The sequence below is a fragment of the Aeromonas sp. QDB03 genome (assembly GCF_027707985.1).
Lineage (GTDB): Bacteria > Pseudomonadota > Gammaproteobacteria > Enterobacterales > Aeromonadaceae > Aeromonas > Aeromonas hydrophila.
Window position 1 is genome coordinate 213218 of sequence record NZ_JAPCJG010000002.1, and the last position, 22573, is coordinate 235790.

General features: G+C 62.0%; 20 protein-coding genes. 13 read left to right on the forward strand and 7 right to left on the reverse strand.

Annotated features, from left to right (window positions below):
• The first annotated feature begins 11 nt into the window (after positions 1-11).
• From PG900_RS05690 to hdfR, 6 genes are all read left to right on the forward strand, one after another.
• Complete coding sequence (locus tag PG900_RS05690) at positions 12-2426, forward strand: proprotein convertase P-domain-containing protein (protein WP_270798345.1); 2415 nt, start codon at positions 12-14, stop codon at positions 2424-2426.
• Positions 2427-2486: 60 nt separating this feature from the next.
• Positions 2487-3860: an Lcl C-terminal domain-containing protein gene (locus PG900_RS05695; protein ID WP_024943715.1), complete on the forward strand. Its 1374-nt coding sequence runs from the start codon at positions 2487-2489 to the stop codon at positions 3858-3860.
• Complete coding sequence (locus PG900_RS05700) at positions 3857-4414, forward strand: Lcl C-terminal domain-containing protein (protein WP_029301308.1); 558 nt, start codon at positions 3857-3859, stop codon at positions 4412-4414. The genes PG900_RS05695 and PG900_RS05700 overlap by 4 nt, the downstream gene beginning before the upstream one ends.
• A gap of 231 nt (positions 4415-4645) precedes the next feature.
• Entirely contained in the window at positions 4646-5128 is a 483-nt protein-coding gene (eco, locus tag PG900_RS05705) for a serine protease inhibitor ecotin (protein WP_005299572.1), read from the forward strand.
• 302 nt (positions 5129-5430) lie between these two features.
• Positions 5431-5793, forward strand: coding sequence for a DUF413 domain-containing protein (maoP, locus tag PG900_RS05710; protein WP_016350309.1), 363 nt, complete (start codon positions 5431-5433; stop codon positions 5791-5793).
• Positions 5793-6668 carry an HTH-type transcriptional regulator HdfR gene (gene hdfR, locus PG900_RS05715; protein WP_016350308.1) on the forward strand — a complete coding sequence of 292 codons (876 nt, stop codon included), beginning with the start codon at positions 5793-5795 and terminating at the stop codon, positions 6666-6668. Before maoP ends, hdfR begins: the two co-directional genes overlap by 1 nt.
• Positions 6669-6740: 72 nt before the next feature.
• On the opposite strand, the gene tyrA is transcribed toward hdfR, so the two are convergent.
• The 6 genes from tyrA to glpT all read right to left on the reverse strand — a co-directional run bounded on the left by tyrA (position 6741) and on the right by glpT (position 14598).
• Positions 6741-7880, reverse strand: a complete 1140-nt coding sequence (tyrA, locus tag PG900_RS05720) for a bifunctional chorismate mutase/prephenate dehydrogenase (RefSeq protein WP_270831064.1) — start codon at positions 7878-7880, stop codon at positions 6741-6743.
• Between the two features lie 118 nt (positions 7881-7998).
• A complete protein-coding gene (locus tag PG900_RS05725) occupies positions 7999-9072 on the reverse strand; it encodes a 3-deoxy-7-phosphoheptulonate synthase (RefSeq protein WP_011705545.1) in 1074 nt (357 codons plus the stop codon).
• A 319-nt stretch (positions 9073-9391) separates the two neighbouring features.
• Positions 9392-10471, reverse strand: coding sequence for a glycerophosphodiester phosphodiesterase (glpQ, locus tag PG900_RS05730; protein WP_270831065.1), 1080 nt, complete (start codon positions 10469-10471; stop codon positions 9392-9394).
• Positions 10472-10573: 102 nt separating this feature from the next.
• The gene (glpD, locus tag PG900_RS05735; protein ID WP_011705543.1) at positions 10574-12061 is read right to left on the reverse strand and encodes a glycerol-3-phosphate dehydrogenase; all 1488 of its coding nucleotides are present in this window, start codon (positions 12059-12061) and stop codon (positions 10574-10576) included.
• A 321-nt stretch (positions 12062-12382) separates the two neighbouring features.
• Positions 12383-13141, reverse strand: coding sequence for a DeoR/GlpR family transcriptional regulator (locus PG900_RS05740; RefSeq protein WP_011705542.1), 759 nt, complete (start codon positions 13139-13141; stop codon positions 12383-12385).
• A 101-nt stretch (positions 13142-13242) separates the two neighbouring features.
• A complete protein-coding gene (gene glpT / locus PG900_RS05745) occupies positions 13243-14598 on the reverse strand; it encodes a glycerol-3-phosphate transporter (RefSeq protein WP_076359829.1) in 1356 nt (451 codons plus the stop codon).
• Between the two features lie 487 nt (positions 14599-15085).
• On the opposite strand from glpT, the gene PG900_RS05750 reads away from it, so the two are divergent.
• Together PG900_RS05750 and glpK are read left to right on the forward strand one after the other, a co-directional pair.
• Positions 15086-15934, forward strand: coding sequence for an MIP/aquaporin family protein (locus tag PG900_RS05750; protein WP_011705540.1), 849 nt, complete (start codon positions 15086-15088; stop codon positions 15932-15934).
• A 54-nt stretch (positions 15935-15988) separates the two neighbouring features.
• Positions 15989-17491, forward strand: a complete 1503-nt coding sequence (gene glpK / locus PG900_RS05755; protein ID WP_076359831.1) for a glycerol kinase GlpK — start codon at positions 15989-15991, stop codon at positions 17489-17491.
• 166 nt (positions 17492-17657) lie between these two features.
• On the opposite strand, the gene PG900_RS05760 is transcribed toward glpK, so the two are convergent.
• Positions 17658-18560 carry a LysR substrate-binding domain-containing protein gene (locus PG900_RS05760; protein ID WP_270831066.1) on the reverse strand — a complete coding sequence of 301 codons (903 nt, stop codon included), beginning with the start codon at positions 18558-18560 and terminating at the stop codon, positions 17658-17660.
• A 192-nt stretch (positions 18561-18752) separates the two neighbouring features.
• On the opposite strand from PG900_RS05760, the gene PG900_RS05765 reads away from it, so the two are divergent.
• The 5 genes from PG900_RS05765 (at position 18753) to PG900_RS05785 (ending at position 22544) form a co-directional block, all read left to right on the forward strand.
• On the forward strand, positions 18753-19139 hold the full coding sequence (locus tag PG900_RS05765; RefSeq protein WP_270831067.1) for a DUF6404 family protein: 387 nt from the start codon (positions 18753-18755) through the stop codon (positions 19137-19139).
• Positions 19140-19159: 20 nt separating this feature from the next.
• The gene (locus PG900_RS05770; protein WP_076359841.1) at positions 19160-19525 is read left to right on the forward strand and encodes a VOC family protein; all 366 of its coding nucleotides are present in this window, start codon (positions 19160-19162) and stop codon (positions 19523-19525) included.
• A gap of 175 nt (positions 19526-19700) precedes the next feature.
• Positions 19701-19997: a putative quinol monooxygenase gene (locus tag PG900_RS05775; protein WP_270831068.1), complete on the forward strand. Its 297-nt coding sequence runs from the start codon at positions 19701-19703 to the stop codon at positions 19995-19997.
• A 47-nt stretch (positions 19998-20044) separates the two neighbouring features.
• On the forward strand, positions 20045-20848 hold the full coding sequence (gene dkgB / locus PG900_RS05780; protein WP_106552227.1) for a 2,5-didehydrogluconate reductase DkgB: 804 nt from the start codon (positions 20045-20047) through the stop codon (positions 20846-20848).
• 514 nt (positions 20849-21362) lie between these two features.
• On the forward strand, positions 21363-22544 hold the full coding sequence (locus PG900_RS05785) for an MFS transporter (protein ID WP_242795424.1): 1182 nt from the start codon (positions 21363-21365) through the stop codon (positions 22542-22544).
• Positions 22545-22573: the final 29 nt, after the last annotated feature.

The window sequence follows — 22573 nt, forward strand, 5'->3', positions numbered from 1 at the left end:
TGGAGTAAACCATGAAACCCTCTTCCCTGGCCCTCTGGCTGGCGACAACCCTGCTCTCCCAGCCGCTGCTGGCGGCCGAGTTGCAGTTTGTCGATGAGCAACCGCTGACCACCACGCCGAAGCAGTGGCTCGAGCAGCGTCTTGGCGTGAGCCTGGCCCCCGACTACGAGCGGGCCAGCCTGCTCGGCCATCACTACAGCTTCCGCCAGCTGGTCAACGGCCTGCCGGTGGCCACCATTCAGGCCGCCGTCAGCGTCGATCAAACAGGCAAGCCCTGGCGCATCTATCACAACAGCCGGCCGCTGCAGAGCCACGAACCCGGCTGCGACGCCGCCGGCAATCTGGATCCCTTGCTGGAGCAGCTGCGCGATGGCGGCAGCGACATCGACACCCTTGGTCCGGTCGAAGCCTGGTACTGGCGCGACGGTGACACCCTGGTGCCGGCCCTGCGCCAACGGGTGCGCGAGCATCAGGCGGGCAACGCCAAGGCCAGCTATGTGCAGCTCTTCGCCAGCTGTGACGGCAGCCGCGAGCTCGGTCGCTGGATGGATGCCGCCACCACCCAGGCCAGCCGCGTCGCCGACGCCGGCGACACCCAGCTGGAGGCTCGGGTATTCGATCCGGATCCCCGTACCCAGCTGCGCGATGCCAGCCTGGTCTGGCACGAAGCCCTGCAACTGGCGGACGCCGCCTATCAGGACAAGGTGCCGCTGCCGGTCACTCTGGCGGGTGGACGCTATCTGCTGAGCGGCCCCCACGCCCGGGTGGTGGATGCCATGGAGCCGGACACCGCCCCCTTCAGCGCCGACAACCCGCAGGCGTTTCGTCTCACCCGCGATGATCGCGGCTTTGCCGACATCAACGCCTACTACCACCTGGATCTGGCCCAGCGCCACCTCAAGCGCCTCGGCTTTGTCGATCTCATTCCGGGGGCGCTCGACATCGACACCGAGGCCGGCTATCAGGACAACTCCCTCTACGATCCGTTCGAGCGCCGGCTGGAGCTGGGTCGCAGCGGCGTGCCCGATGCCGAGGATCCCATGGTCATCTGGCACGAGTTCGGCCATGCGGTGCAGCATCACATAGTGCCGGATCTCGGGGACGAGGCTGACTGGGGCGCCATCGGCGAAGGCTTTAGCGACTACCTGGCCGCCAGCCACCGCCAGCGCAGCGAAGCCGGCCGCCAGTTCGAACCCGCCATGGTGTTCAACTGGGATGCCCGCTTCACCGACCGCACCCCACGTCAGCTGGACGATCTGCGCGCCCGCTACCACCCGGATTACAACTACCCGGCCCACCGCACCATCAACGGCAGCAATGGCGACCAGCTGTGGGGCACCCCGCTGTTCCAGGCGCTGCTGGCCGCGGTCGCCGAGCAGGGCGAAGGGGCGCGGGACGAGTTTGATCGCCTGATCATCGAGTCCCACTTCGGTCTCGGCCCGGCCATCCGCATGCCGCAACTGGCCCGCATCACGGTGGATACCGCCGCCCGGCTCTACCCGGCGCGCCCTTATGCCAGGCTGCTGGAGCAGGCGTTTCGCCAGCATGGCCTGTTGCAGGCTCCGGTCAATGTGGGCCTCAGTGATGGCAGCGTCATCGAGCTGGGGCAGCGCCAGTCGGTGCAGCTGACCCTCACCAACCAGGGCAAGGCGCCGGTCACCCTCAATGAGCTGGCTCTCACCCTGCCAACCGGGTTGCAGGCCGATCCTTACAGCTGGCAACCGGCGACCCTCGCGGCGGGTGCCAGCATGACCACCACCCTGCGCCTGCTGGCCCAGAGCCCGCTCGCCTGTGGCGACGAGGTAGCGCTGCCGGTCAGCCTCGCCATGAGCGGCACCAGCCCGACCGAGCGCCAGTGGCAGCAGTCGCTGACCCTGCCCATCGGCGCCCCCATCGTCAGCCGTGCCAGCGGCCAGCCGCTCACCTTGAGCGATGCCATTAGCGACGAGGTGCGTGGCCTCAGTGAAACCAGCCTGCTGATAGAGAACAGCGAGGCCAGGGTGAGCGACCGGCTGCAACTGAACCTGGATCTGCAACACCCGGCGCTCGATGAGCTGGAGATCTGGCTCAACTCCCCCTCCGGCACCCGCATCCAGATCTGGAACAAGGGCTACAGCCCATTGCCGCGCCTCAAGGGGGTGTTCCCCACCGAGCTGCTGCCCCTGCAGCCCTTCAGCGCGCTGGAAGGGGAGCCGCTGGCCGGCCGCTGGACCCTGGAGATAGTGGACAGCAAGCCCGGCAATCGGGGCCGCATCAACGGCTGGAGCATCAGCCAGCGCACCGGCGCCCAGTGCAGCAAGCCGGTCACTCCGCCTGATGACGGCATCATCCACTTCCAGGTGGACGACGGCAGCGGCGGCGGGTCAGCCAACCTGCTCTGGTTGCTGCCGCTGACGCTCTGGCGCCGCCTGCGCCAGCGCACCTGAATCCACCCCATCCCATATATAAGAAGAGGGGGCCAAGGCCCCCTTGCCCAAGGACAAGAGATGACACCACATTACTCCCGCCTGGCCTGCCTGCTGGCCCCCCTGCTCACCGCCTGTGGCGGTGGCGGCTCGGACGAGGCGCCGCTGGCGGCCCCCGACTACAGCCTGACCGTGACCCTGCCCGAAGCCGGCACCCTCTGCGTCAACCTCAACCAGAATGCATCTTGTGATGCGGGGGAGCCCAGTGTCAGCGGCGCGGCCGGTACTCACCGGTTGAGCGGCAGCGCCCCGGCGCTGTTGACCAGTACCTTGCTGTTTTTACCAAGCAACCCGGCCGCCCCCGTGCTGCTGCACCCCGCCGCCCGGCTCGACGGCCAGCATCTGACCCCCAGCCCGCTCAGCACCCTGCTGCAATACCGCATCGCCGAGGGGCAGCCCCCGAGGCAAGCCCTCGACCAGCTGCTGAGTGCGCTGGCGCCGCTGCAACCGGACCAGGATCTGGCCGCCCTCTCCCGGCTGAGCGACTTCAACCTGGCGCTGGGCCAGCTGCTGCAGGCAGTCGTCGAGACCGATCTGAAGGCGCAGGAGGGCTTCTCGACCGCCACCCTGCATATGCTGGTGTGGCCTGCCATCGGCAGCCTGCTGCCCGAGCTGGCCAGCCACTTTGCCCTGCACGGCGAGCTGGCCAGCCAGCAGGAGCACGTCAGCGCCCGGCTGCTGCAACAGCACTCCCATCCACTGATCACCGGCAGTGGCGTCACCACCTACACGGACGGGGTCGATTACCTGCTCACCCAGGAGCCCGCCGATCACCCGGGGCAGGAGGCCAGCCTCAACAAGGCGCCGCTGCACTATCGCAAGCTGGATGGCAAGGGCCAGCCGCTGGCTGATGACGCCCCCGTCTGGGAGTGCGTGGAAGATCTCAACACCGGCCTGGTCTGGGAGAAGAAGCTCGATGATCCCGCCAGCCCGCGCGATCTGCACCGTACCTTCGCCTGGGAGCTTGGCGACTATCACCCCACCCAGCAAGAACTGGACTACGCCTGCCCGGATGGCGAAGCCATCTGCACCACGGAGCAGTACCGCCAGTGGCTCAACGCCCAGCAGTTGTGCGGCATTACCAGCTGGCGCATGCCCCACTCGCGCGAGCTGATGAGCCTGCAGCACTACGGCTCCCTCGCCCGCCAGGACGACCAGCCGGTGAGCATGGACGTGCGCTACTTCCCCGATGTCGGCACCACCAGCAAGGATTTCAGCGGCTACTACTGGAGCCAGACCCTGACCCCCTCGCGCCGGCTGGAGAGCGCCCCCATCAGCGCCATTGCCCACATCTTCCTTGGCGATGACGCCGGCACCGACTACGCCACCACAGTTCAAAACAGCGATGATGCCAACGGTCTGCAATTGCGACTGGTGGCGGAGGTAACCCGATGAACCGCTTGATGTTGACCCTGCTGCTGACCCTTGGCAGCCCCCTCGCCCTGGCCACCGCCATCTGTGATGACAACATGCCCAGAACCAGCCCCACCGCCCGCTTCATCGACCGCGGCAACGGCACCGTCACGGATAGATCCACCGGCCTGACCTGGATGCGCTGCCAGCTCGGCCAGACCTGGCGCAACCAGAGCTGTCAAGGCGAACCGACCCGGCTTTACTGGCAGCAGGCCCTGCTGACCGCCGAGCGGATCCGCACCGAGCCGAGCCATGCCCTCTACAACTTCGGCGGCCACGGCGGCTGGCGCCTGCCCACCATCAAGGAGCTGGCCAGCGTGCTGGAGTCCGCCTGCTACAAGCCGGCGCTCAACGAAACCATCTTCCCCCGCGCCATGGCCGGTGAAGGAAAAGAGGTGAACGACGGCTACGTCTATCTCTGGTCCTCGACCCCGGTACCGGCCAGCAAGGGGGTCGCCTATCTGGATATCACCAGCGGCGCCGTCGGCATGCGGGCGCCCGGCGCCTGGGCCAAGCAGGTGTTGCTGGTGCGCTGATGAAGCCGGGTGGCCAGGGGATCCCGATGAGCACAGGATCCCGGCTGGCCACCCGCGTTTGGCACCCGGCCTGTCGCTTAGCCTCTCTTCCGTCCTGTCAGAAAATAGCCAGAACACGTCATTGTGTGCCGGATCTGCGTCATTTTACGCAGTTTTTACGTAGCAGATCGCTGGCATGAAACGGGCAGAGCGGTTAGTCTAGCGGCGTTGAACCAACCCCATGAGGTACAGATGAAAACCGTATTGCGTTTTAGCCTGCTGGGCGCCTTGTTGCTGGGCGGCCATGCCTTCGCCGCCGAACCGAAAAAATTTGATATCAGCATGTTCCCGGCCGCCGAAGTGAACCAGGAACGTGTGGTGATCCGCCTGCCGGAAGTCGAGAACGAAGCCGACATGATGGTCGAGCTGCAGGTCGGCAAGAAAATGATGGTCGATTGCAATGTGCCGCGCTTTGCCGGCAACCTGGAACAGCACAGTGTCAAAGGCTGGGGCTACAACTACCTGATGCTCGGCAAGGTGTCCGATCCCATCAGCACCCTGATGGCCTGCCCGGATGGCCAGAAGAAAGAGACCTTCGTCCAGATCTACGGTCAGGGCTTCTTCGTGAACTACAACTCCAAGCTGCCGTTCGTGCTCTACGTACCGCAGGAGTATGAAGTGCGCTACCGTCTGTGGCGTGCCGACACCCTGGCTCAGCCAGCCATGATAGAGTGAGTCTCCATCGAGACCAAACCTCCCGCTTTGGTTCATGAATACAACAAAATAGAGCGCCGAATGGCGCTTTATTTTTAGCCAAATGTCGTCTGACCAGAGCTTCGAACCTTTACAGAACCTGACATAACTCCGCTTTTTTTCTCACTTTTTTGCTCTTCCCCCCGGCTCAGACCCACTGGATCATGGCGAAACCGCTTTCGATTAAAGATATTTATCCATATAGTGAAAAAATTGATTTTGCACTCTGCGACGGCCTGATGATACTTGCCCGCAAAGGTCAAACTAACCAGAAAAAGAGCACTATGAGCTTCGAATCAGACAAGCGTTTCAACGACTTCAAACATTTTCCCCGTGGCCTGCGTCGCAGTGGCGAATTCACTGTGGCCGAAGCGGACAGTCTGGAAAAATACGGCACCGCCATGCTCGCGCTCTATCAGGGCAACCTGGCGCCGCGCGATGACGTAGAAAGCGCCTTTATCGAACAGGTCAAATCCGGCGCCGCCGGCAGCAACCCCCACGCCAAGGTGTGGTTCAAGTATCTGAAGGTGATCGGTCCCAAGCGCGTGCACCGGCTGTGCACCGTCGCCGGCGGTGCCAACGAGGAAACCGGTGGTGGCGGCTTTGAAGGTGGCAGCGGTGGTGGCAGCGACGAGTCCATCGATTAATGGATACCGAACTGCTTCGGACGTTTATCGAGGTCAGCAAGACCCGGCACTTCGGCCGGGCAGCTGAAAATCTCTACCTGACCCAGTCGGCGGTGAGCTTTCGGATCCGCCAGCTCGAACAGCAACTCGGGGTCAGTCTGTTTGCCCGCCATCGCAACAACATCCGCCTGACCGCCTCCGGTGAGCGTCTGCTGCCCTACGCAGACGCCATCTTGCATACCCTGGGCCGCGCCAAGCAGGATGTGGCCCTCTCCCCCGGTTTCAGCCAGCAGCTCGCCATCGGCGCCCCCGCGGTGTTCTGGGAGCTCGATTTCAATGACTGGCTCAACCATGTGTATGCTCTGGCCCCTGGCCTCGCGGTGCGGCTCGAAACCGCCTCCCGCGAGCACCTGTGCCGCCAGCTGCTGGAGCGCTCCCTCGATCTCGCCCTGCTCTCCGAGCCGACCAAGATCGACGAGATTGCCCTGCACCCCATCGGCGAGCTGGTGTTCGAGCTGGTGAGCCGGGATGCCGCCGCAAACGCCGACAGCCTGATGCAGATGCCACACATTCATCTGGATTGGGGCACCAGCTTCGAACCCCAGCCCAGCCGGCTGCAGAGCCTGCAAAAGACCCCGGTGCTGCACTCGAGCTCCGCCAACATGGCGCTGCAGTTCGTGCTGGCCAACGGTGGCGCCGCCTACTTGCCAAGGCGCATGGTGAGCCCCTTCCTCGAACAGGGTCGCCTGCACCTGGTGGAAGGCGCCCAGGCCTTGAGTCGTCCGCTCTACCTCGCCTATCTGGAAAAATCCGATCGCCGGGAGCTGATCGATCAGTTGCTGACCCTGCCGCTGGGCTGGGATGGCGCCGATCTGCGCTTGCCGCAGCCAGAATAAAAGCGCTGCAGCGCGCAAGCGGGAGTGCAAAAGCAAAAGGGGCCGACAGGCCCCTTTTGCTTTTCGTTATCGTCAGCCGTGATGACGACGATCGTTGGCCTGGGCCAGCAGGGTACGGCTTTCGCGCAGGAACTCGTCTGCCCGCTCGCCGAAGAAGCCGGAGACCTGGCTGAAGGCCTCGATGAAGCCCTCCCGATCCCCCCGCTCCAGCAGACCCAGCGCCTCGCCGAAGTTCTGGTAGTAGCGGCGGATCATCGCCAGATTCTGCGGCGACGACAGTATGATGTCGGCGTAGAGGTGGGGATCCTGGGCGAACAGCCGTCCCACCATGGCTAGCTCCAGCCGGTAGATGGGGGAGCTCAACGCCAGCAGGCGATCGATGTTGGCCTGCTCGCGGGAGAGGTGCCAGCCGTAGGCGAAGGTAGCGAAGTGGCGCAGCGCCTGGATAAAGGTCATCGCCTCGTCGTGGGCCTTGGCCTCCACCTGCTGCAAACGCGCCCCCCAGATGGTCATCTGTTCCAGCAACCACTGGCTGGCGGCGGGCTCGCGCCCCTGACAACAGACGATCACCTGCTTGGCGAGGCTCGCCACATCCGGCCCGAACATGGGGTGCAGCCCCAGCACCGGCCCCTGGTGTACCGCCAGCATATGGGCAAGCGGTTCACTCTTGACACTGGTCACGTCCACCAGCAGGCAGTCCGCCGGCAGGTTGCCGAGCCGGTCGATCACCTCGCAGGTAACATCGATGGGCACCGCCACCATCACCAACCCGGCCCCGTGCAGGATCTCGTCGGCGCGCGGCCAGTCGGTCTGACCCAAGGTCTCGACCCGGTAGCCCGAGAGGCTGAAGAGGTTGCCGAACAGGCGGCCAAGTTGCCCCTCACCACCGATGATCACCACCTTGCCGAGCTCAGGCTTCATGCACTTGAAGTGGTGCTCCTTGTCGCTGGCGGACTCCAGAATATAGGATTCGCGCATCACCCGGCGCAGCACATCCTCGATAAGGTCCCCCGGCACCCCCAGTGCCTCGGCCTCGGCGCGGCGGCGGGCCAGCATGCTCGCCTCCCGATCCGGTGCATAGATGGGCAGGCCGTGCCGGCTCTTCACTTCCCCCACTTCCCCCACCAGGGCGAGACGGGCAGCCAGCAGATCAATCAGCTGCTTGTCCACCGCATCGATTTTGTCCCTGAGGGCATTCAACTCTTCAGCCATATCCGGTCCCTACGGCGCCGCCCGCAGCGACGCCCTGTGATTCAAGAGGCAACGAGGTGTCACCGCCTCGGCCGGTGACACCTCGATTGTTCAATCAGTGCTGACAAGATACCACGGCTTATGCCTTGGTTCTGGCCAAAAGTGGTGCCGCCAGCTGGCTGTGGCAGCGGGCCAGCAGCGCATCCGTGGTCTCCCAGTCGATGCAGGCATCGGTGATGGAGACACCGTAGCGCATTTCGCACTTGGGCTGCTCGCTGGACTGATTGCCTTCGAACAGGTTGGATTCGAGCATCACCCCGATGATGGAGCGGTTGCCCTCCTGGATCTGGTGGATCACGTTGTCCGCCACCTTGGGCTGCAGGCGGTGATCCTTGCTGGAGTTGCCGTGGCTGCAATCCACCACCAGACCGGGCAGCAGGCCCGCCTTTTCCAGCGCCTCTTCCGCCAGCGACACATTGACCGAGTCGTAGTTCGGGTGCTTGCCGCCACGCAGGATCACATGACCATCCGGGTTGCCCTGGGTCTGCAGCAGCGCGACCTGACCCTGCTGGTTGATCCCCATGAAGGCGTGGGGGCTGGAGGCCGCCTGCAGCGCATTGATGGCAGTGCCCAGGTTGCCGTCGGTGCCGTTCTTGAAGCCGACCGGCATGGAGAGGCCGGAGGCCATCTCCCTGTGGGTCTGGGATTCGGTGGTGCGGGCTCCGATGGCCGACCAGGAGAAGAGCTCCGCCAGGTACTGCGGGCTGATGGGGTCGAGCGCCTCGGTGGCCAGCGGCAGTTCCAGCTCGGCCAGCCAGCAGAGCAGCTCGCGGGCACGGTGCAGCCCCAGCTCCACGTCGAAGGTGCCGTCCAGGTTCGGATCGTTGATAAAGCCCTTCCAGCCGACCGTGGTGCGCGGCTTCTCAAAGTAGACCCGCATGACAATGTAGAGAGAGTCCTGATAGGCATCATGCAGCGCTTTGAGTCTGGTTGCGTACTCTTTGGCGGCGTCCATGTCGTGGATGGAGCAGGGACCACAGATCACCAGCAAGCGGTGATCGCGACGGTGGATGATGTCGGCGATGGTATTGCGGGCCCCTTGCACGAATGCCAGCGCGCGATCGGAGATGGGCAGTTTCTCCTTGAGCTGGGCAGGCGTGATCATCACTTGTTCGGACTGGATATGGATGTTGTTCAGGGGATCTCTTTGCATGTTCTCATTCTCTCTACTGTTTTAAGCCAATCGCACCGACTGTTCACTTTTATTTACACAAGTCAGCGCTTTGTTACGCAACCGCCCTCACCTTACCAATTAAAAACAAACAATCAAGTGAAACCAGTGGATTTATTCGCTGACAGATGGATAAACGACCACGAAAGAGAGCCTTTTGGCCAGAAAGTAGTGCTCCGCGCATGCTCCACACATCAAAATCGTAAACATATCATTACACTCATTCTGTCTTCCCTTGCCAACCGACATAAAAAAGCGGGGCACCTGGCCCCGCTTGCATTCCCGTGTTGCTCTTCTTTTATTATTTGCCGTGAGCCTTGATCACCTCGACCGCCTTGTCGGGGAAGTCGCTGAATACCCCGTCCACATCGGCCTGATAGAGGAAGATGTTGAGCAGGTCGGTGAAGTCTTTCGCATAGGCCGGGATCTGGCCCTCATCCTGACGGAAGGTATAAGGATGCACTTTGAGGCCAGCCGCGTGTGCCTCTTTCACCATGCCGGTGAAGGTCGGTTTGCCCAAGGTACCCGGCTCCGGCACTATCATCGGCTTCCAGGGGCCGATCCCCTCGGCATAGCCGGCAATCTCCTTCATGGCGCCCGGCTTGAACATCCAGTCATAGCTGTAGGGGGTCGCCTTGCCCTTGGCGTCATAGACCATGGTCTCGTTCCAGTCAGTCTCGGCCATCAGTTGCACCAACTTCAAGTCCATGCCCATGGCGGGCATCAGTTCGCTGTTGATGCGCTTGAGCTCGTTGGTATCGAAACACTGCAGATAGACCTTGTCGTTCTTGCTGGTGTAGCCGTACTCCTTCAACACCTTGAGTACCGCCTTGGAGATATCCTTGCCCTCGTGGCGGAACAGCCAGGGGGCTTTTATCTCCGGGTAGATACCGATGTTCTTGCCGGTGCTCTTGTTGAGCCCCTGGATCATCTCGATCTCTTCCTGGAAGGTATGGATCTTGAAGTTCGACTTCCACAGCGGGAAGCGGGCCGGGTAGACCGGCACCTGCTTGCCGTCCACCAGCAGGAACGGCTCGGTCATGCGCAGAGAGCGCACCTCGTCCAGGGTGAAATCCACCACATAGTAGCGACCATCCGGGCGGGCCCGGCCGGGGAAGCGCTCGGCCACATCGGTGATGCCATCGAGGAAGTGATCGTGCATCACCACCAGCTGGTCATCCTTGGTCATCACCAGATCCTGCTCCAGATAGTCGGCCCCCATGCCATAGGCCAATGCCTTGGACTCCAGGGTGTGCTCGGGCAGGTAGCCGGAGGCCCCCCGGTGAGCGATCACTATCTTGCCTTCATCGGCCGCCAGTGCGGGCAATGCCAGGGCGGCCCCCAGACCAAGGGCAAGCAGGGAGAGAGTGTGTTTTTTCATGCGCGGTGCTCTTTGTTATTGTTTATGGGATGTAGGTTATTGTTATAACAGAGGTTTATTGCATTTTTACGGCGGGCGGCCAGGGCCGCCCACCGGGGGTGATCAGCAGGCTTCGGGCAGGGCGTGGTGGTGTTCGCTGAGCCAGGCAGCCAGTTGCTGTTGCTCGGCTTCGGAGAGTCGCAGCCCCAGCTTGCTGCGGCGCCACAAAATGTCTTCCAAGCTGCAGGCCCACTCCCGCTCGATAAGGTAGCGCACCTCAGATTCGTATAGTCCGGCACCAAAGTGCTGGCCACGCTCCTGGTGCAGCCAGAGGCGGGCATGGGCGCCATAGGCCTCGGCAATGCGCAGGGCACTGCGATCATCGAGCCAGTCGAATTCCAGCGCAAAGGCACGCGCCAGCTCGCGAACCGAGCAGTCGAACTCGCCACCGGGCAGCCGGCTGTTGGCGGTCCAGTCATCCCCCATCTGGCTGAACCAGGGCTTGAGCTTGTTGCAGGCAGCCTGGGCCAGCTTGCGGTAAGTGGTGAGCTTGCCACCAAACACCGACAAGAGCGGCGCACCATCGGATTCGCCGGACAGTTCGAGGGTGTAGTCGCGGGTCACCGCCTGCGGCGAGTCGGACTCGTCATCGCACAGCGGGCGCACCCCGGCATAGGTCCAGATCACGTCTTTGGGGGCGATCTGACGGGTGAAGTGGGCGTTGACCACCTTGCACAGGTAGTTGATCTCGGCGTCGCTGATCTTCGCTTCGCGCGGGCTGCCCTTGTGCTCCACGTCCGTGGTGCCGATCAGCGAGTAGTCCTGCTGATAAGGGATGACGAAGACGATGCGGTTGTCCTCGTTTTGCAGGATGTAGGCCTCTTCGCGCTCATGGATGCGCGGCACTATCATGTGGCTGCCCTTGATGAGGCGAATGCCGCGCGGAGATTTCTCGTGCAGGCTCTCGTCATAGAAGGTCTTGACCCAGGGGCCGGCCGCATTGACCAGACCGCGGCAGGTGACGTTGAACTGCTCGCCCCCTTCCCGCTCCAGCGTCAGGGTCCAGTGTTTGGAGCCGCGCACCGCCTTCACGCAGCGAGTGCGGGTCTGCACGTCGGCGCCCTTGTCGCGCGCCATCATGGCATTGAGCACCACCAAGCGGGCATCGTCGACCCAGGCGTCGGAATACTCGAACCCCTTGCTGATGCCGGCGGTGAGGCCATCCTGCGGCAGGAAGCGCACGCCGCAGCTGCCCTTGAGCTTGTCGCGCTTGGCCAGGTTGTCATAGAGGAACAGGCCAGCGCGGATCATCCAGGCCGGGCGCAGGTGCGGACGATGGGGTAGCCGGAAACGCATGGGACGGGCGATGTGAGGGGCCATGCCGAGCAGCACCTCCCGCTCCGCCAGCGCCTCTTTCACCAGCCGGAATTCGTAGTGTTCGAGATAGCGCAGACCGCCGTGGATCAGCTTGCTGGAGTTGGAAGAGGTGGCAGAGGCGAGATCGCGTGCCTCGAACAGGGCAACCTTCAGACCCCGCCCCGCTGCATCAGCCGCAATGCCTACCCCGTTGATGCCGCCGCCGACGACGACCAGATCATAATGTTCGCTCATGTTCACCTACTTTCTTATTTTGACCTTGCGAAACCGTCGCAATGTTTGATTTCGCTCATATTAGAGCATGAAAAAATGATAAACGAACATTTTATGGAGAAAATGTGATCGCGATTGTTTTGGCAATGCTAAAAATGCTGCCGGTCGGTAATAAAGAGACGCAGTCTGGGGAAAACGGGGGCAAGGCTGTGAGCGAGATCGCGCTTTTGGGGACATCAACACGACATTGGCGGTGGGATGAGGGCGGGCAGAAACGCGGGAAGGCTGAAAACGAAGCGGCCGCCCGATGGCGGCCTGGTGCTGGAACGGGTTAACGGCAACTCAGCAGATGTGGCACTCGATCTGATGTTGGGACATCAACCGCATCAGCTTCTCCGGCGGCTCCTGATCGGTGAACAGGGCGTGGATCTGACTGAGGTTACCGAGGTTGACCATGGCGTTGCGGCCGAACTTGGTATGGTCGGCGGCCAGGAACACCTGGCGGGAGTGGGCGATGATGGCCTGGGCAATCTTCACCTCGTGGTAGTCGAAGTCGAGCAATGAGCCGTCGCTGTCGATGCCCGAGATGCCGATGACGCCGTAGTCCATGCGAAACTGGCCGATGAAGTCGCGGGTCGCCTCCCCGACGATGCCGCCATCCCGGTTGCGAATTTCGCCGCCGGCGATGATGACGGTGAAGTCATCCTTGGCGGTGAGGATGCTGGCCACGTTGAGGTTGTTGGTGACGATGCGCAGCTCGCGGTGATCGAGCAGGGCGCGGGCGATGGCTTCGGTGGTGGTGCCGATGTCGATAAAGAGCGACGAGCCGTCGGGAATATTGGCGGCCACTTCACGGGCGATACGCTCTTTCTCCTTGAGCTGCATCACCTTGCGGGCACTGTAGGCGGTGTTGACGGTACTCGAATGCAGGGAGGCCCCGCCATGGTGGCGCCGGATCTTGTTCTGCTCGGCGAGATCGTTGAGATCCCGACGAATGGTCTGGGGGCTGACGTCAAAGTGGGTCACCAGATCCTCGGTCGAGACAAAGCCCTGCCGCGTCAGGACGTCCAGGATCTCCAGATGTCGTTGGGTTTGCTTCACGCTTGAACTCCGATGATGAGACGAAAAAAGGCCCCGGCAGATGCGGGGCCTTGGGGAGTTTACCTGATCCCTTTTCCAATCGATAAGGGCAGGATCACGTTTTATGCCTTATGGGCAGCCGCTTTGGCGGCAATCGACTGGTTCTCGTGCTTGAGGGTCATCGCCAACAGGATGATGGAGAGCACGCAGGAGGCGGTCAGCACCATGAAGCCGCCATCCCAGCCGAAGTGGTCGACGGTGTAGCCCAGCATGGCGTTGGCCGCGACCGCACCGCCCAGATAACCGAACAGACCGGTGAAGCCTGCCGCAGTACCGGCCGCCTTCTTCGGCGCCAGCTCCAGGGCATAGAGGCCGATCAGCATGACGGGGCCGTAGATCAGGAAGCCGATGGCCACCAGCGCCATCATGTCGACGGTCGGGTTGCCGGCCGGGTTGAACCAGTAGACCAGCACGGCCAGGGTCACCAACACCATGAACAGGATGCCGGCCGGCGCACGGCGGCCCTGGAACATCTTGTCAGAGATCCAGCCGCACAGCAGGGTGCCCGGAATACCCGCCCACTCGTACAGGAAGTACGCCCAGGAGGAGTTGTCGACGCTGAAATCCTTGGCCTCTTTCAGGTAGGTCGGCGCCCAGTCCAGCACACCGTAACGGATGAGGTAAACGAAGGCGTTGGCAATGGCGATATACCACAGCAGCTTGTTGTGCAGCACGTACTTGACGAAGATCTCCTTGGCGGAAAACTCCTGCTCGTGGCTTTCGTTGTAGTCCTTCGGATAGTCGTTCTTGTGCTCTTCGATGGGAGGCAGGCCGACCGATTGCGGGGTGTCACGCATCACGAAGAAGGCGATCACCGCGATGGCGGCGGCGGCGGCAGCCGGCACATAGAAGGCACTGCGCCAGTCGTTGAACCAGCCCATCCCCAGAATGAACAGCGGGCCTATCATGCCGCCACCCACGTTGTGGGCCACGTTCCAGACCGCGACCACTTCGCCGCGCTCTTTCTGTGACCACCAGTGCACCATGGTGCGACCGCAGGGCGGCCAGCCCATGCCCTGTGCCCAGCCGTTCAGGAACAACAGCACGAACATGATGGCGATGCTGGAGGTGGCCCAGTGCATGGTCCCCATCATGAACATGATGCCGGCCGACAGCAGCAGACCGGCGGAGAGGAAGTAGCGGGCGTTGGAGCGGTCCGACACGTTCCCCATCAGGAACTTGGAGAGACCGTAGGCGATGGAGACGCCAGACAGCGCCAGACCCAGATCGCCGCGGGAGAAGCCCTGCTCGATCAGATAGGGCATCGCCAGACTGAAGTTTTTCCGTACCAGGTAGTAACCGGCATAACCGAAGAAGATCCCGAAAAACACCTGCCAACGCATGCGTTTGTAGAAGGGGTCGACCTTGTCGGCCGGGAGCCTGTCTATGTGTGGTGCAGGCCTGAAGAGACTAAGCATGTTCTGCTTCCTTATTGTTGTTGTGGGCGGTTGAGGGTGCCCTGTCCATACTGACCAATCAGATGAGTCCTGATTCGAAAGCGAGCCTATTGTGCTCATATGTGAACATTTAATCTGTGATGGAGGCTGAAATATTGCAGTTTTATTACAAAAGAAAGTGCCAAATGAGCAATCACTCATCAGCCGCAATCCCTTGTGTAGCAAGGCTTTTGGCTACCCACTAAGTGGTATAACCACTGTATCAACTTGCTTTCCGTCACATTTTCTTAGCAATGAGTGGGATCTTGTCCACATTTCCTGCGGGGAGGGTGTGGTGAATGGGCGATTTAGGTTTATTTTCTCTCTCGTCCGAGAACGAGCGTAAACGAGCATAACGTTTGCGTCAGCTCAAAAAACAAGAAGAAACGTTTTCGGACGCAATAATGGGAATGAAAAACAACAAAACGGAACATCAAACCTACTCTGGGTGGATATAAGGAATAACGGTATGAGCATACAAAGACCCAATACCCTGCTTGGCGAATGCATTGCCGAGTTTATCGGAACCGGCCTGCTGATCTTCTTCGGTGTCGGCTGCGTGGCCGCACTGGTGCTGGCAGGAGCCAACTTCGGGCAATGGGAAATTTCCATTACCTGGGGTCTGGGCGTCGCCATCGCCATCTATGTCACCGGCGGTATCTCCGGTGCCCACCTCAACCCGGCCGTGACCCTGGCGCTGATGACCTTCTGCGGGTTCGACAAGCGCAAAGTGGTGCCCTACATCATCGCCCAGGTTGCCGGCGCCTTCTGCTTCGCGGCGCTGGTCTACTTCCTCTATGGTAACCTTTTCACCCAGTGGGAAGTGACCCACAACGTGGTGCGCGGCAGCGTCGAGAGCCTCGGCAGCGCCGGCATCTTCTCTACCTACCCGAACGCCCTGCTCTCCAACATGCAGGCCTTCGCAGTCGAGATGGTGATCACCGCCGTGCTGATGCTGGGCATCATGGCACTGGGTGACAACAACAACGGTGCCCCCAAAGGCTTCGCCGCCGCCCTGCTGATCGGTATCCTGATCGCGGTGATCGGCGCCTCCCTTGGCCCGTTAACCGGCTTTGCCATGAACCCGGCCCGTGATTTCGGCCCCAAACTGTTCGCCTTCCTGGCCGGCTGGGGTGACGTAGCCATGACCGGTGGTCGTGACAACCCCTACTTCTGGGTTCCCATCCTCGGCCCCATCGTCGGTGCCCAGATCGGTACTGCCCTCTATGTAAAAGTGTTGGCTCCCTGTGTGCCGGGCAACCGCGTCGCCACCGAAGAAGCCGCCAAGCTGTCTAACAAAGAAGAGGCCGCCGCCTAAGAGCGGCCCTCCCCAACGTGTAACAACGTGGAAAATAAAAACGTGGAGAACATCATGTCTGCTGAAAAGAAATATGTCGTCGCTCTGGACCAGGGTACTACCTCTTCCCGTGCCATCGTGTTTGACCAGGACGCCAACATAGTCGGTACCTCCCAGCGCGAATTCACCCAGCACTACCCGAAAGCGGGCTGGGTAGAGCACGACCCGATGGAGATCTGGGCGACCCAGTCCTCCGTCTTCACCGAAGTGCTGGCCAAGACTGGCCTTCGCAGCGAAGAGATCGCCGCCATCGGCATCACCAACCAGCGTGAAACCACAGTGGTATGGGAAAAGGCCACCGGCAAGCCCATCTACAACGCCATCGTCTGGCAGTGCCGCCGCACCGCCGCCATCTGTGAAGAACTGAAAGCTCGCGGCCTGGAAGAGTACGTGCGTGAAAACACCGGCCTGGTGCTGGATGCCTACTTCTCCGGCACCAAGGTGAAGTGGATCCTCGACAACGTGGAAGGGGCCCGCGAGAAGGCGATGAACGGCGAGCTGCTGTTCGGCACCATCGACACCTGGCTGGTGTGGAAGATGACCAACGGCGAAGTGCACGTCACCGACCCGACCAACGCCTCCCGTACCATGCTCTATAACATCCGCGACCTGAAGTGGGATCAGCGCATGCTGGACGAGCTGGGCATCCCCATGTCCATGCTGCCGGAAGTGAAGCCCTCCTCCGAGGTCTATGGCTACACCACCCGTGGCGGCGGCTCCCGCATCCCCATCGCCGGTATCGCCGGTGACCAGCAGTCTGCCCTGTTCGGCCAGCTCTGCTTCGAGAAAGGGATGGCCAAGAACACCTACGGCACCGGCTGCTTCATGCTGATGAACACCGGCACCGAGCCGGTTCGCTCCAGCAACGGCCTGCTGACCACGGTCGCCATCGGCCCGAAAGGGGAAGTGAATTATGCCCTCGAGGGTGCGGTATTTATGGGTGGCGCCACCATCCAGTGGCTGCGTGACGAGCTGAAGATCATTCACGATGCCCGCGACACCGACTATTTCGCTTCCAAGGTTGGCGACACCAACGGCGTCTACCTGGTACCGGCCTTCGTCGGTCTGGGCGCCCCCTACTGGGATCCGTATGCTCGCGGCACCATGGTCGGCCTGACCCGCGGCGCCAACCGCAACCACATCATCCGTGCCGCGCTGGAATCCATCGCCTATCAAAGCCGCGATGTGCTGGATGCGATGCAGCAGGACTCCGGCATCAAGCTGGCCGCCCTCAAGGTCGACGGTGGCGCGGTAGCCAACGACTTCCTGATGCAGTTCCAGGCCGACATGATGCACACCCCGGTGGTGCGTCCGACCCGTATCGAGACCACCGCCATGGGCGCCGCCTTCCTGGCCGGCCTTGCCGTCGGCTTCTGGAAGAGCTCCGACGAGCTGGAAGACAAGTTCAGCGTGGACCGTGAGTTCATCCCACAGATGGACCGCGACGATCGCGCCAAGCGCTACAACGGCTGGAAGAAGGCGGTGGAACGTTCACGCCGCTGGGCAGAAGAGGAGTGATCGGGCAACCGACACAGCTCTGAGCTGAAAAATGTGAGAGGCCGACAGCGATGTCGGCCTCTCTTTTTTTAGCGCAGCCCCGATGATGACGCCCCCTATCCTCCCTCGGCAGGCACCCCAAGCACAGCGAGCCCCTTCTGCCGGGCAGCCCGGTCAGAGCGCGGGGCTACAGCATCTCGCTGCCGAGCTGCTCTTTGAGGAAATCGAGCCAGACCCGCAGCCGGATGTCGCGCTGGGCATCGGAGTAGAACACCGCATTGATGGGGCGCGAGGCACCGCTGTTGCTGCGGGCCAGCACCTCCACCAGCGCGCCGCTCATCCGATCCTGCCCGGTCATGAAATCCGACAGACAGACGATTCCCTGCCCCCGCAGCGCCAGCTGGCGCAGGGTCTCACCGCTGCTGGCGCGCAGGGTCGGGGTGATGGGAAAGCGATCCCCCTGCTCCTGGCTCAGCAGCGGCCAGTGGTTGAGGTGATCGGGGTGCAAAAAACCGAGCAGCTCGTGCCCACTCAGCAGATCCATCGGCTGGCGCGGGGTACCGCGCTCGCGCAAATAGTCGGGGGACGCCAGCAGCCGCAGCCGTGAGCGGCCCAGCGGCAGCGCCCGCAGGGAGGAGTCGGTCAGCTCGCCGATGCGAATGGCCATGTCCACCCGCCGCTCCATCAGGTTGATAAAGCCCTCGGAGCTGTGCAGTTGCAGCTCAATGGCGGGGTAGCTGCGGCGAAACTCGCCGATGATGGGCACCAGCCGGTGCAGGATAAAGGGGGTAGCAGCATCGACCCGCAATACCCCCTCCGGCTGCTCGCGGCGCATCAGCAGCAGCCCCTCCGCCTCGCTCATCTCGGTCAGGATTTTCACCGCCCGCTGATAGAACCAGCTCCCCTCCTCGGTCAGGCTGACCCGCCTCGTGGTACGGTTGAGCAGCACGGTGGAGAGCTTCTCTTCGAGGCGCTTGATGCCGCGGCTCACCACCGAGTTGTCCATGCCGAGGTTCTCCGCCGCCTGGCGAAAACTGCCCGCCTCCACCACCGCCACAAACAGGGTCAGTTCATCAGAATGGGTCTTCATTGCTGCAATCCAGACAAGAGTAATAGGCCTTTATAGGCGTATTGTCCTTGAGTTGGCAAGGGCGTATGGCGCAGCATTCTGTATTTCCACGGATAAATAACGTGATGACCAGCGCATACCAGGTTCGCCCTTTGCCGGTACAATGCGGCCAAAACGGCATCGTATGGCGCCACACCATAACAAGGACGACCTATGATATTCGACAACAGGCTGGCCGCCGCCCACAGGGAGCTGGCAGAGAAGGGCGTGCAGACGCTCAACTACAACCCGCCGATCACCTGGCTGCTGCGAAAGGCTGGGCTCACCATCAGGCCGCCCCACTACGAACGCTTTCTGGTCAATGTCCTTGCTCTGGGGCTGCCCACTGGCGCTATCTGGGGGGTGTTGATGTGGTTCTTCGGCTGGCAACATGAGGTAACACCAGCATTCGCCCTGCGCCAGAGTCTGCTGTTCGGCTTAGGGCTCGGCCTGCTGATGGCGACCTGGCTCTGGTTTCGTCGCAAGCAGCTCAAGCTGACCCCTTGGGACGCTTTGCCCCACTCCACGATCCGCACGCAAAAACGCTGGCAACCGAAATAATCACCGACAAGGAGATCCTTATGACCAAGGCCCATGAAAAACTGAACTATGTGGAGTTTGCGGCCAGGGATCTTGCCGCTACCAAGGCCTTCTTTCAGGCCGCTTTCGGCTGGCAATTTGCCGATTATGGCCCCGATTATTGCGCCTTCGAGGGAGAAGGGCTGGATGGCGGCTTCTATCGCGCCGATCTCTGCAGCCAGAGCGCACAAGGCGGCGCCCTACTGGTGTTCTACAGCGCCGATATTGAGGCGACCCAGAGCAAGGTAGCCGGCGCCGGGGGCACCATTGTTCGCCCCTTGTTCGATTTTCCCGGTGGCCGCCGCTTTCACTTTGTCGAGCCCAGCGGCAATGAGTTTGCGGTCTGGTCCGAACCGACCAATGCCTGATGACAAGGGGGCGCCCCGGCGCTCCCTGCTCCTTTTACCGCCCTGACTTCCTCACCACCACCTCGCCCCGGTCCCTTCATTGCTGCTCTTATCTCAATAGTGTTTTGCGACTGCGGCCCTGTTTCGGGCAAGTCACGGTGGGCATACTGACTCCCGTCTTAACGAGGAGGTTCAGATGTCATCCCCCGTGATTGTGATTGCCCAGCTTGAAGCCAAACCCGAATTTGCCACCCAGTTTCGTGCAGCCTTAGGCCCACTGATCGCCGCCACCTTGCAGGAGGCCGGCTGTCTGCGCTACCAGCTGCATCAGGATTTGGACAATCCTCACAGCTGGATGCTCTACGAGGTGTGGGAGAGCGAGGCTGCCCTTCGCGCCCATCAGGGCCAGCCCCACTTTACCGACTTTGTCGCCAAGGCCGAGCCCTGGTTTGCCGGCAGCACCATTCGCCGCTATCAGCCGCTGGACGCCTGATTTTCCGCGCCGCTGAGCGCCCTTTTGCCACCTATTTGAGGAACAACATGATGAAGATGCCCAACCTGGGTCTTGGAACCTTTCGCCTGACCGGCCAACCCCTGCGTGACTCCCTGCTGCAAGGGCTCGAGCTTGGCTACCGCCACATCGACACCGCCCAGATCTACGCCAACGAGGCCGAAGTGGGCCAGCTGATGAGCGAGAGCGGCGTGTCCCGCCAGGATATCTATCTGACCACCAAGGTGTGGACCAGCGAGTTCGGGCCGGGCAAGCTGATCCCGAGCCTGGAGGTGAGTCTGGAAAAGCTAGGCACCGACTATCTGGATCTGGCGCTGATCCACTGGCCCTCCCCCAAGGATGAGGTGCCGATGGCGGTCTATCTGGAGCAGCTGGTCGAGGCCAAAGCCCAGGGTCTGACCTGCGAGATCGGGGTCTCCAACTTCACCGTGGCCCAGCTTAAAGAAGCCATCGATATTCTGGGGCCGGGCGTCATCGCCCACCAGCAGGTGGAGATCCACCCGCTGCTGCAAAACCGCAAGGTGGTCGAATTCTGCCAGGCCCACGGCATCGCCATCACCGCCTATATGCCGCTCGCCTATGGCAAGGTGCTCACCGAGCCGCTGCTGATGGAGATCGGCAAGCGCCACGGCGTCTCGGCGGCCCAGGTGTCGCTGGCCTGGCTGCTGGCTCAGAATATGGCGGTGATCCCGAGCTCCACCAAGCGGGAAAATCTGGCCGCCAACCTTGCCGCGCTGAAGGTCACGCTCACTGCCGAGGAGATGGCCGCCATCGCTACCCTGGATCGCGGTGAGCGCTGCGCCAACCCGGATTTTGCGCCAGATTGGGACTAATAAGCAGGTTCAACTGGATTGTTCCCTCTCCCCATGGGAGAGGGCTAGGGTGAGGGTATAGCAGGCTACCCTAGGCTAGTTTTGCTGCATATACAGAATGCCCCCTCATCCCCGCCCCTTCTCCCGCCAGAGGAGAAGGGAGGCAATAACGATCCGGGATATTTATCCAACCCCTAGCGGGAGGCGTTGTGCCTCCCGCTTTTTTGTCTCCAACACCGCACCACGGCAGCCCGCGCAGCCCCCCCCAGAGCCTTCTCTCAACCCTTTACTTCTTACCTCTTTCCTCTTTGTCCCGGTTCGCTATGTACTGATTGCTGCCGTACACGTTATCTCCGCACCCACCTCGCACGCTACGACCTGTTCTTGCCGCGTTGCCTCAGCCACTCCTCCTTCCAAGGCACCATTGATGCTAATTTGGCAAAAGTAATTTGATGTCACCGTCATTTTTACCAACAAACGCCCTCGGCATACTGGCGCCATTCTCCCGTCGGGAGTCCCTATCCAAGGAGTTGTTATGCCACTGGCGTTATTTGCCCTTACCCTGAGTGCCTTTGCGATCGGCACCACCGAATTCGTGATCGTGGGGCTCATCCCCACCATCGCCGAACAGCTGAATGTCTCGCTCCCCTCTGCAGGTCTCTTGGTCAGCCTCTATGCCCTTGGCGTGGCCATCGGCGCTCCCGTGCTGACGGCGCTCACCGGCAAGGTGCCGCGCAAGTGGCTGCTGGTGGGGTTGATGGCGCTCTTCACCGCCGGCAACCTGCTGGCCTGGCAGGCCCCCGGTTACGAGAGCCTGATCGTGGCCCGCATCCTGACCGGGCTGGCGCACGGGGTCTTCTTCTCGGTGGGCAGCACCATCGCCACCGGCTTGGTGGCCAAGGAAAAAGCGGCCAGCGCCATCGCCATCATGTTCAGCGGCCTCACCATAGCGCTGGTGACCGGTGTACCGCTCGGTACCTGGATTGGTCAGGTCTTCGGCTGGCGCGAAACCTTTCTGGTAGTGAGCCTGCTGGGGCTGGTCGCCATGGTGGGCAGCCTGCTGCTGATCCCGAGCAACCTGCCCAAGGGGGCGGCCTCGACTATTCGCGAGCAGCTCTCGGTACTGACCAAAAAGCCGCTGCTGCTGGTCTACGCCAAGACGGCGCTCGGTTACGGCGGCGCCTTCACGGCGTTCACCTTCCTCGCCCCCATCCTGCAGCAGGTGAGCGGCTTTAGCGCCGGCGCGGTGAGCCTCATTCTGCTGGTGTACGGGGTATCGGTCGCCGTCGGCAATATCTGGGGTGGCAAGCTGGCCGACAAGATGGGCCCGCTGCCTGCGCTGAAGCTGCTGTTTGCCGGTCTCGCATTGGTGCTGCTGGTGCTCACCTTCACCGCGCCCCATCCGGTGCTGGCGGTACTGACCGTGCTGGTGTGGGGCGCCTTTGCCTTTGGCAACGTGCCGGGTCTGCAGGTACTGGTAGTGAAGCAGGCCGAGCAACACACCCCTAGGGCGGTGGACGTGGCATCGGGCCTCAATATCGCCGCCTTCAACGTCGGCATCGCACTGGGTTCCGTCGTCGGCGGCCTGGTGGTGGAACACCTGGGTCTGATGCACACCCCCTGGATCGGGGCACTGATCGTGCTGCTGGCCTACGGCCTCACCCATGTCAGCGAGCGGCAGGCCGCTCGGATGGCACCAGTCTGCCCCCAGTACTGAAGCCACCAACCTGCGGCAGGTCTTCCTTC

What these genes read in the sequence shown, in the direction of transcription:
- PG900_RS05690 (WP_270798345.1), top strand. Translation starts at nt 12, where the DNA reads ATGAAACCCTCTTCCCTGGCCCTCTGGCTGGCGACAACCCTGCTCTCC.
- PG900_RS05695 (WP_024943715.1), top strand. Translation starts at nt 2,487, where the DNA reads ATGACACCACATTACTCCCGCCTGGCCTGCCTGCTGGCCCCCCTGCTC.
- PG900_RS05700 (WP_029301308.1), top strand. Translation starts at nt 3,857, where the DNA reads ATGAACCGCTTGATGTTGACCCTGCTGCTGACCCTTGGCAGCCCCCTC.
- eco (WP_005299572.1), top strand. Translation starts at nt 4,646, where the DNA reads ATGAAAACCGTATTGCGTTTTAGCCTGCTGGGCGCCTTGTTGCTGGGC.
- maoP (WP_016350309.1), top strand. Translation starts at nt 5,431, where the DNA reads ATGAGCTTCGAATCAGACAAGCGTTTCAACGACTTCAAACATTTTCCC.
- hdfR (WP_016350308.1), top strand. Translation starts at nt 5,793, where the DNA reads ATGGATACCGAACTGCTTCGGACGTTTATCGAGGTCAGCAAGACCCGG.
- tyrA (WP_270831064.1), bottom strand. Translation starts at nt 7,880, where the DNA reads ATGGCTGAAGAGTTGAATGCCCTCAGGGACAAAATCGATGCGGTGGAC.
- PG900_RS05725 (WP_011705545.1), bottom strand. Translation starts at nt 9,072, where the DNA reads ATGCAAAGAGATCCCCTGAACAACATCCATATCCAGTCCGAACAAGTG.
- glpQ (WP_270831065.1), bottom strand. Translation starts at nt 10,471, where the DNA reads ATGAAAAAACACACTCTCTCCCTGCTTGCCCTTGGTCTGGGGGCCGCC.
- glpD (WP_011705543.1), bottom strand. Translation starts at nt 12,061, where the DNA reads ATGAGCGAACATTATGATCTGGTCGTCGTCGGCGGCGGCATCAACGGG.
- glpT (WP_076359829.1), bottom strand. Translation starts at nt 14,598, where the DNA reads ATGCTTAGTCTCTTCAGGCCTGCACCACACATAGACAGGCTCCCGGCC.
- PG900_RS05750 (WP_011705540.1), top strand. Translation starts at nt 15,086, where the DNA reads ATGAGCATACAAAGACCCAATACCCTGCTTGGCGAATGCATTGCCGAG.
- glpK (WP_076359831.1), top strand. Translation starts at nt 15,989, where the DNA reads ATGTCTGCTGAAAAGAAATATGTCGTCGCTCTGGACCAGGGTACTACC.
- PG900_RS05760 (WP_270831066.1), bottom strand. Translation starts at nt 18,560, where the DNA reads ATGAAGACCCATTCTGATGAACTGACCCTGTTTGTGGCGGTGGTGGAG.
- PG900_RS05765 (WP_270831067.1), top strand. Translation starts at nt 18,753, where the DNA reads ATGATATTCGACAACAGGCTGGCCGCCGCCCACAGGGAGCTGGCAGAG.
- PG900_RS05770 (WP_076359841.1), top strand. Translation starts at nt 19,160, where the DNA reads ATGACCAAGGCCCATGAAAAACTGAACTATGTGGAGTTTGCGGCCAGG.
- PG900_RS05775 (WP_270831068.1), top strand. Translation starts at nt 19,701, where the DNA reads ATGTCATCCCCCGTGATTGTGATTGCCCAGCTTGAAGCCAAACCCGAA.
- dkgB (WP_106552227.1), top strand. Translation starts at nt 20,045, where the DNA reads ATGATGAAGATGCCCAACCTGGGTCTTGGAACCTTTCGCCTGACCGGC.
- PG900_RS05785 (WP_242795424.1), top strand. Translation starts at nt 21,363, where the DNA reads ATGCCACTGGCGTTATTTGCCCTTACCCTGAGTGCCTTTGCGATCGGC.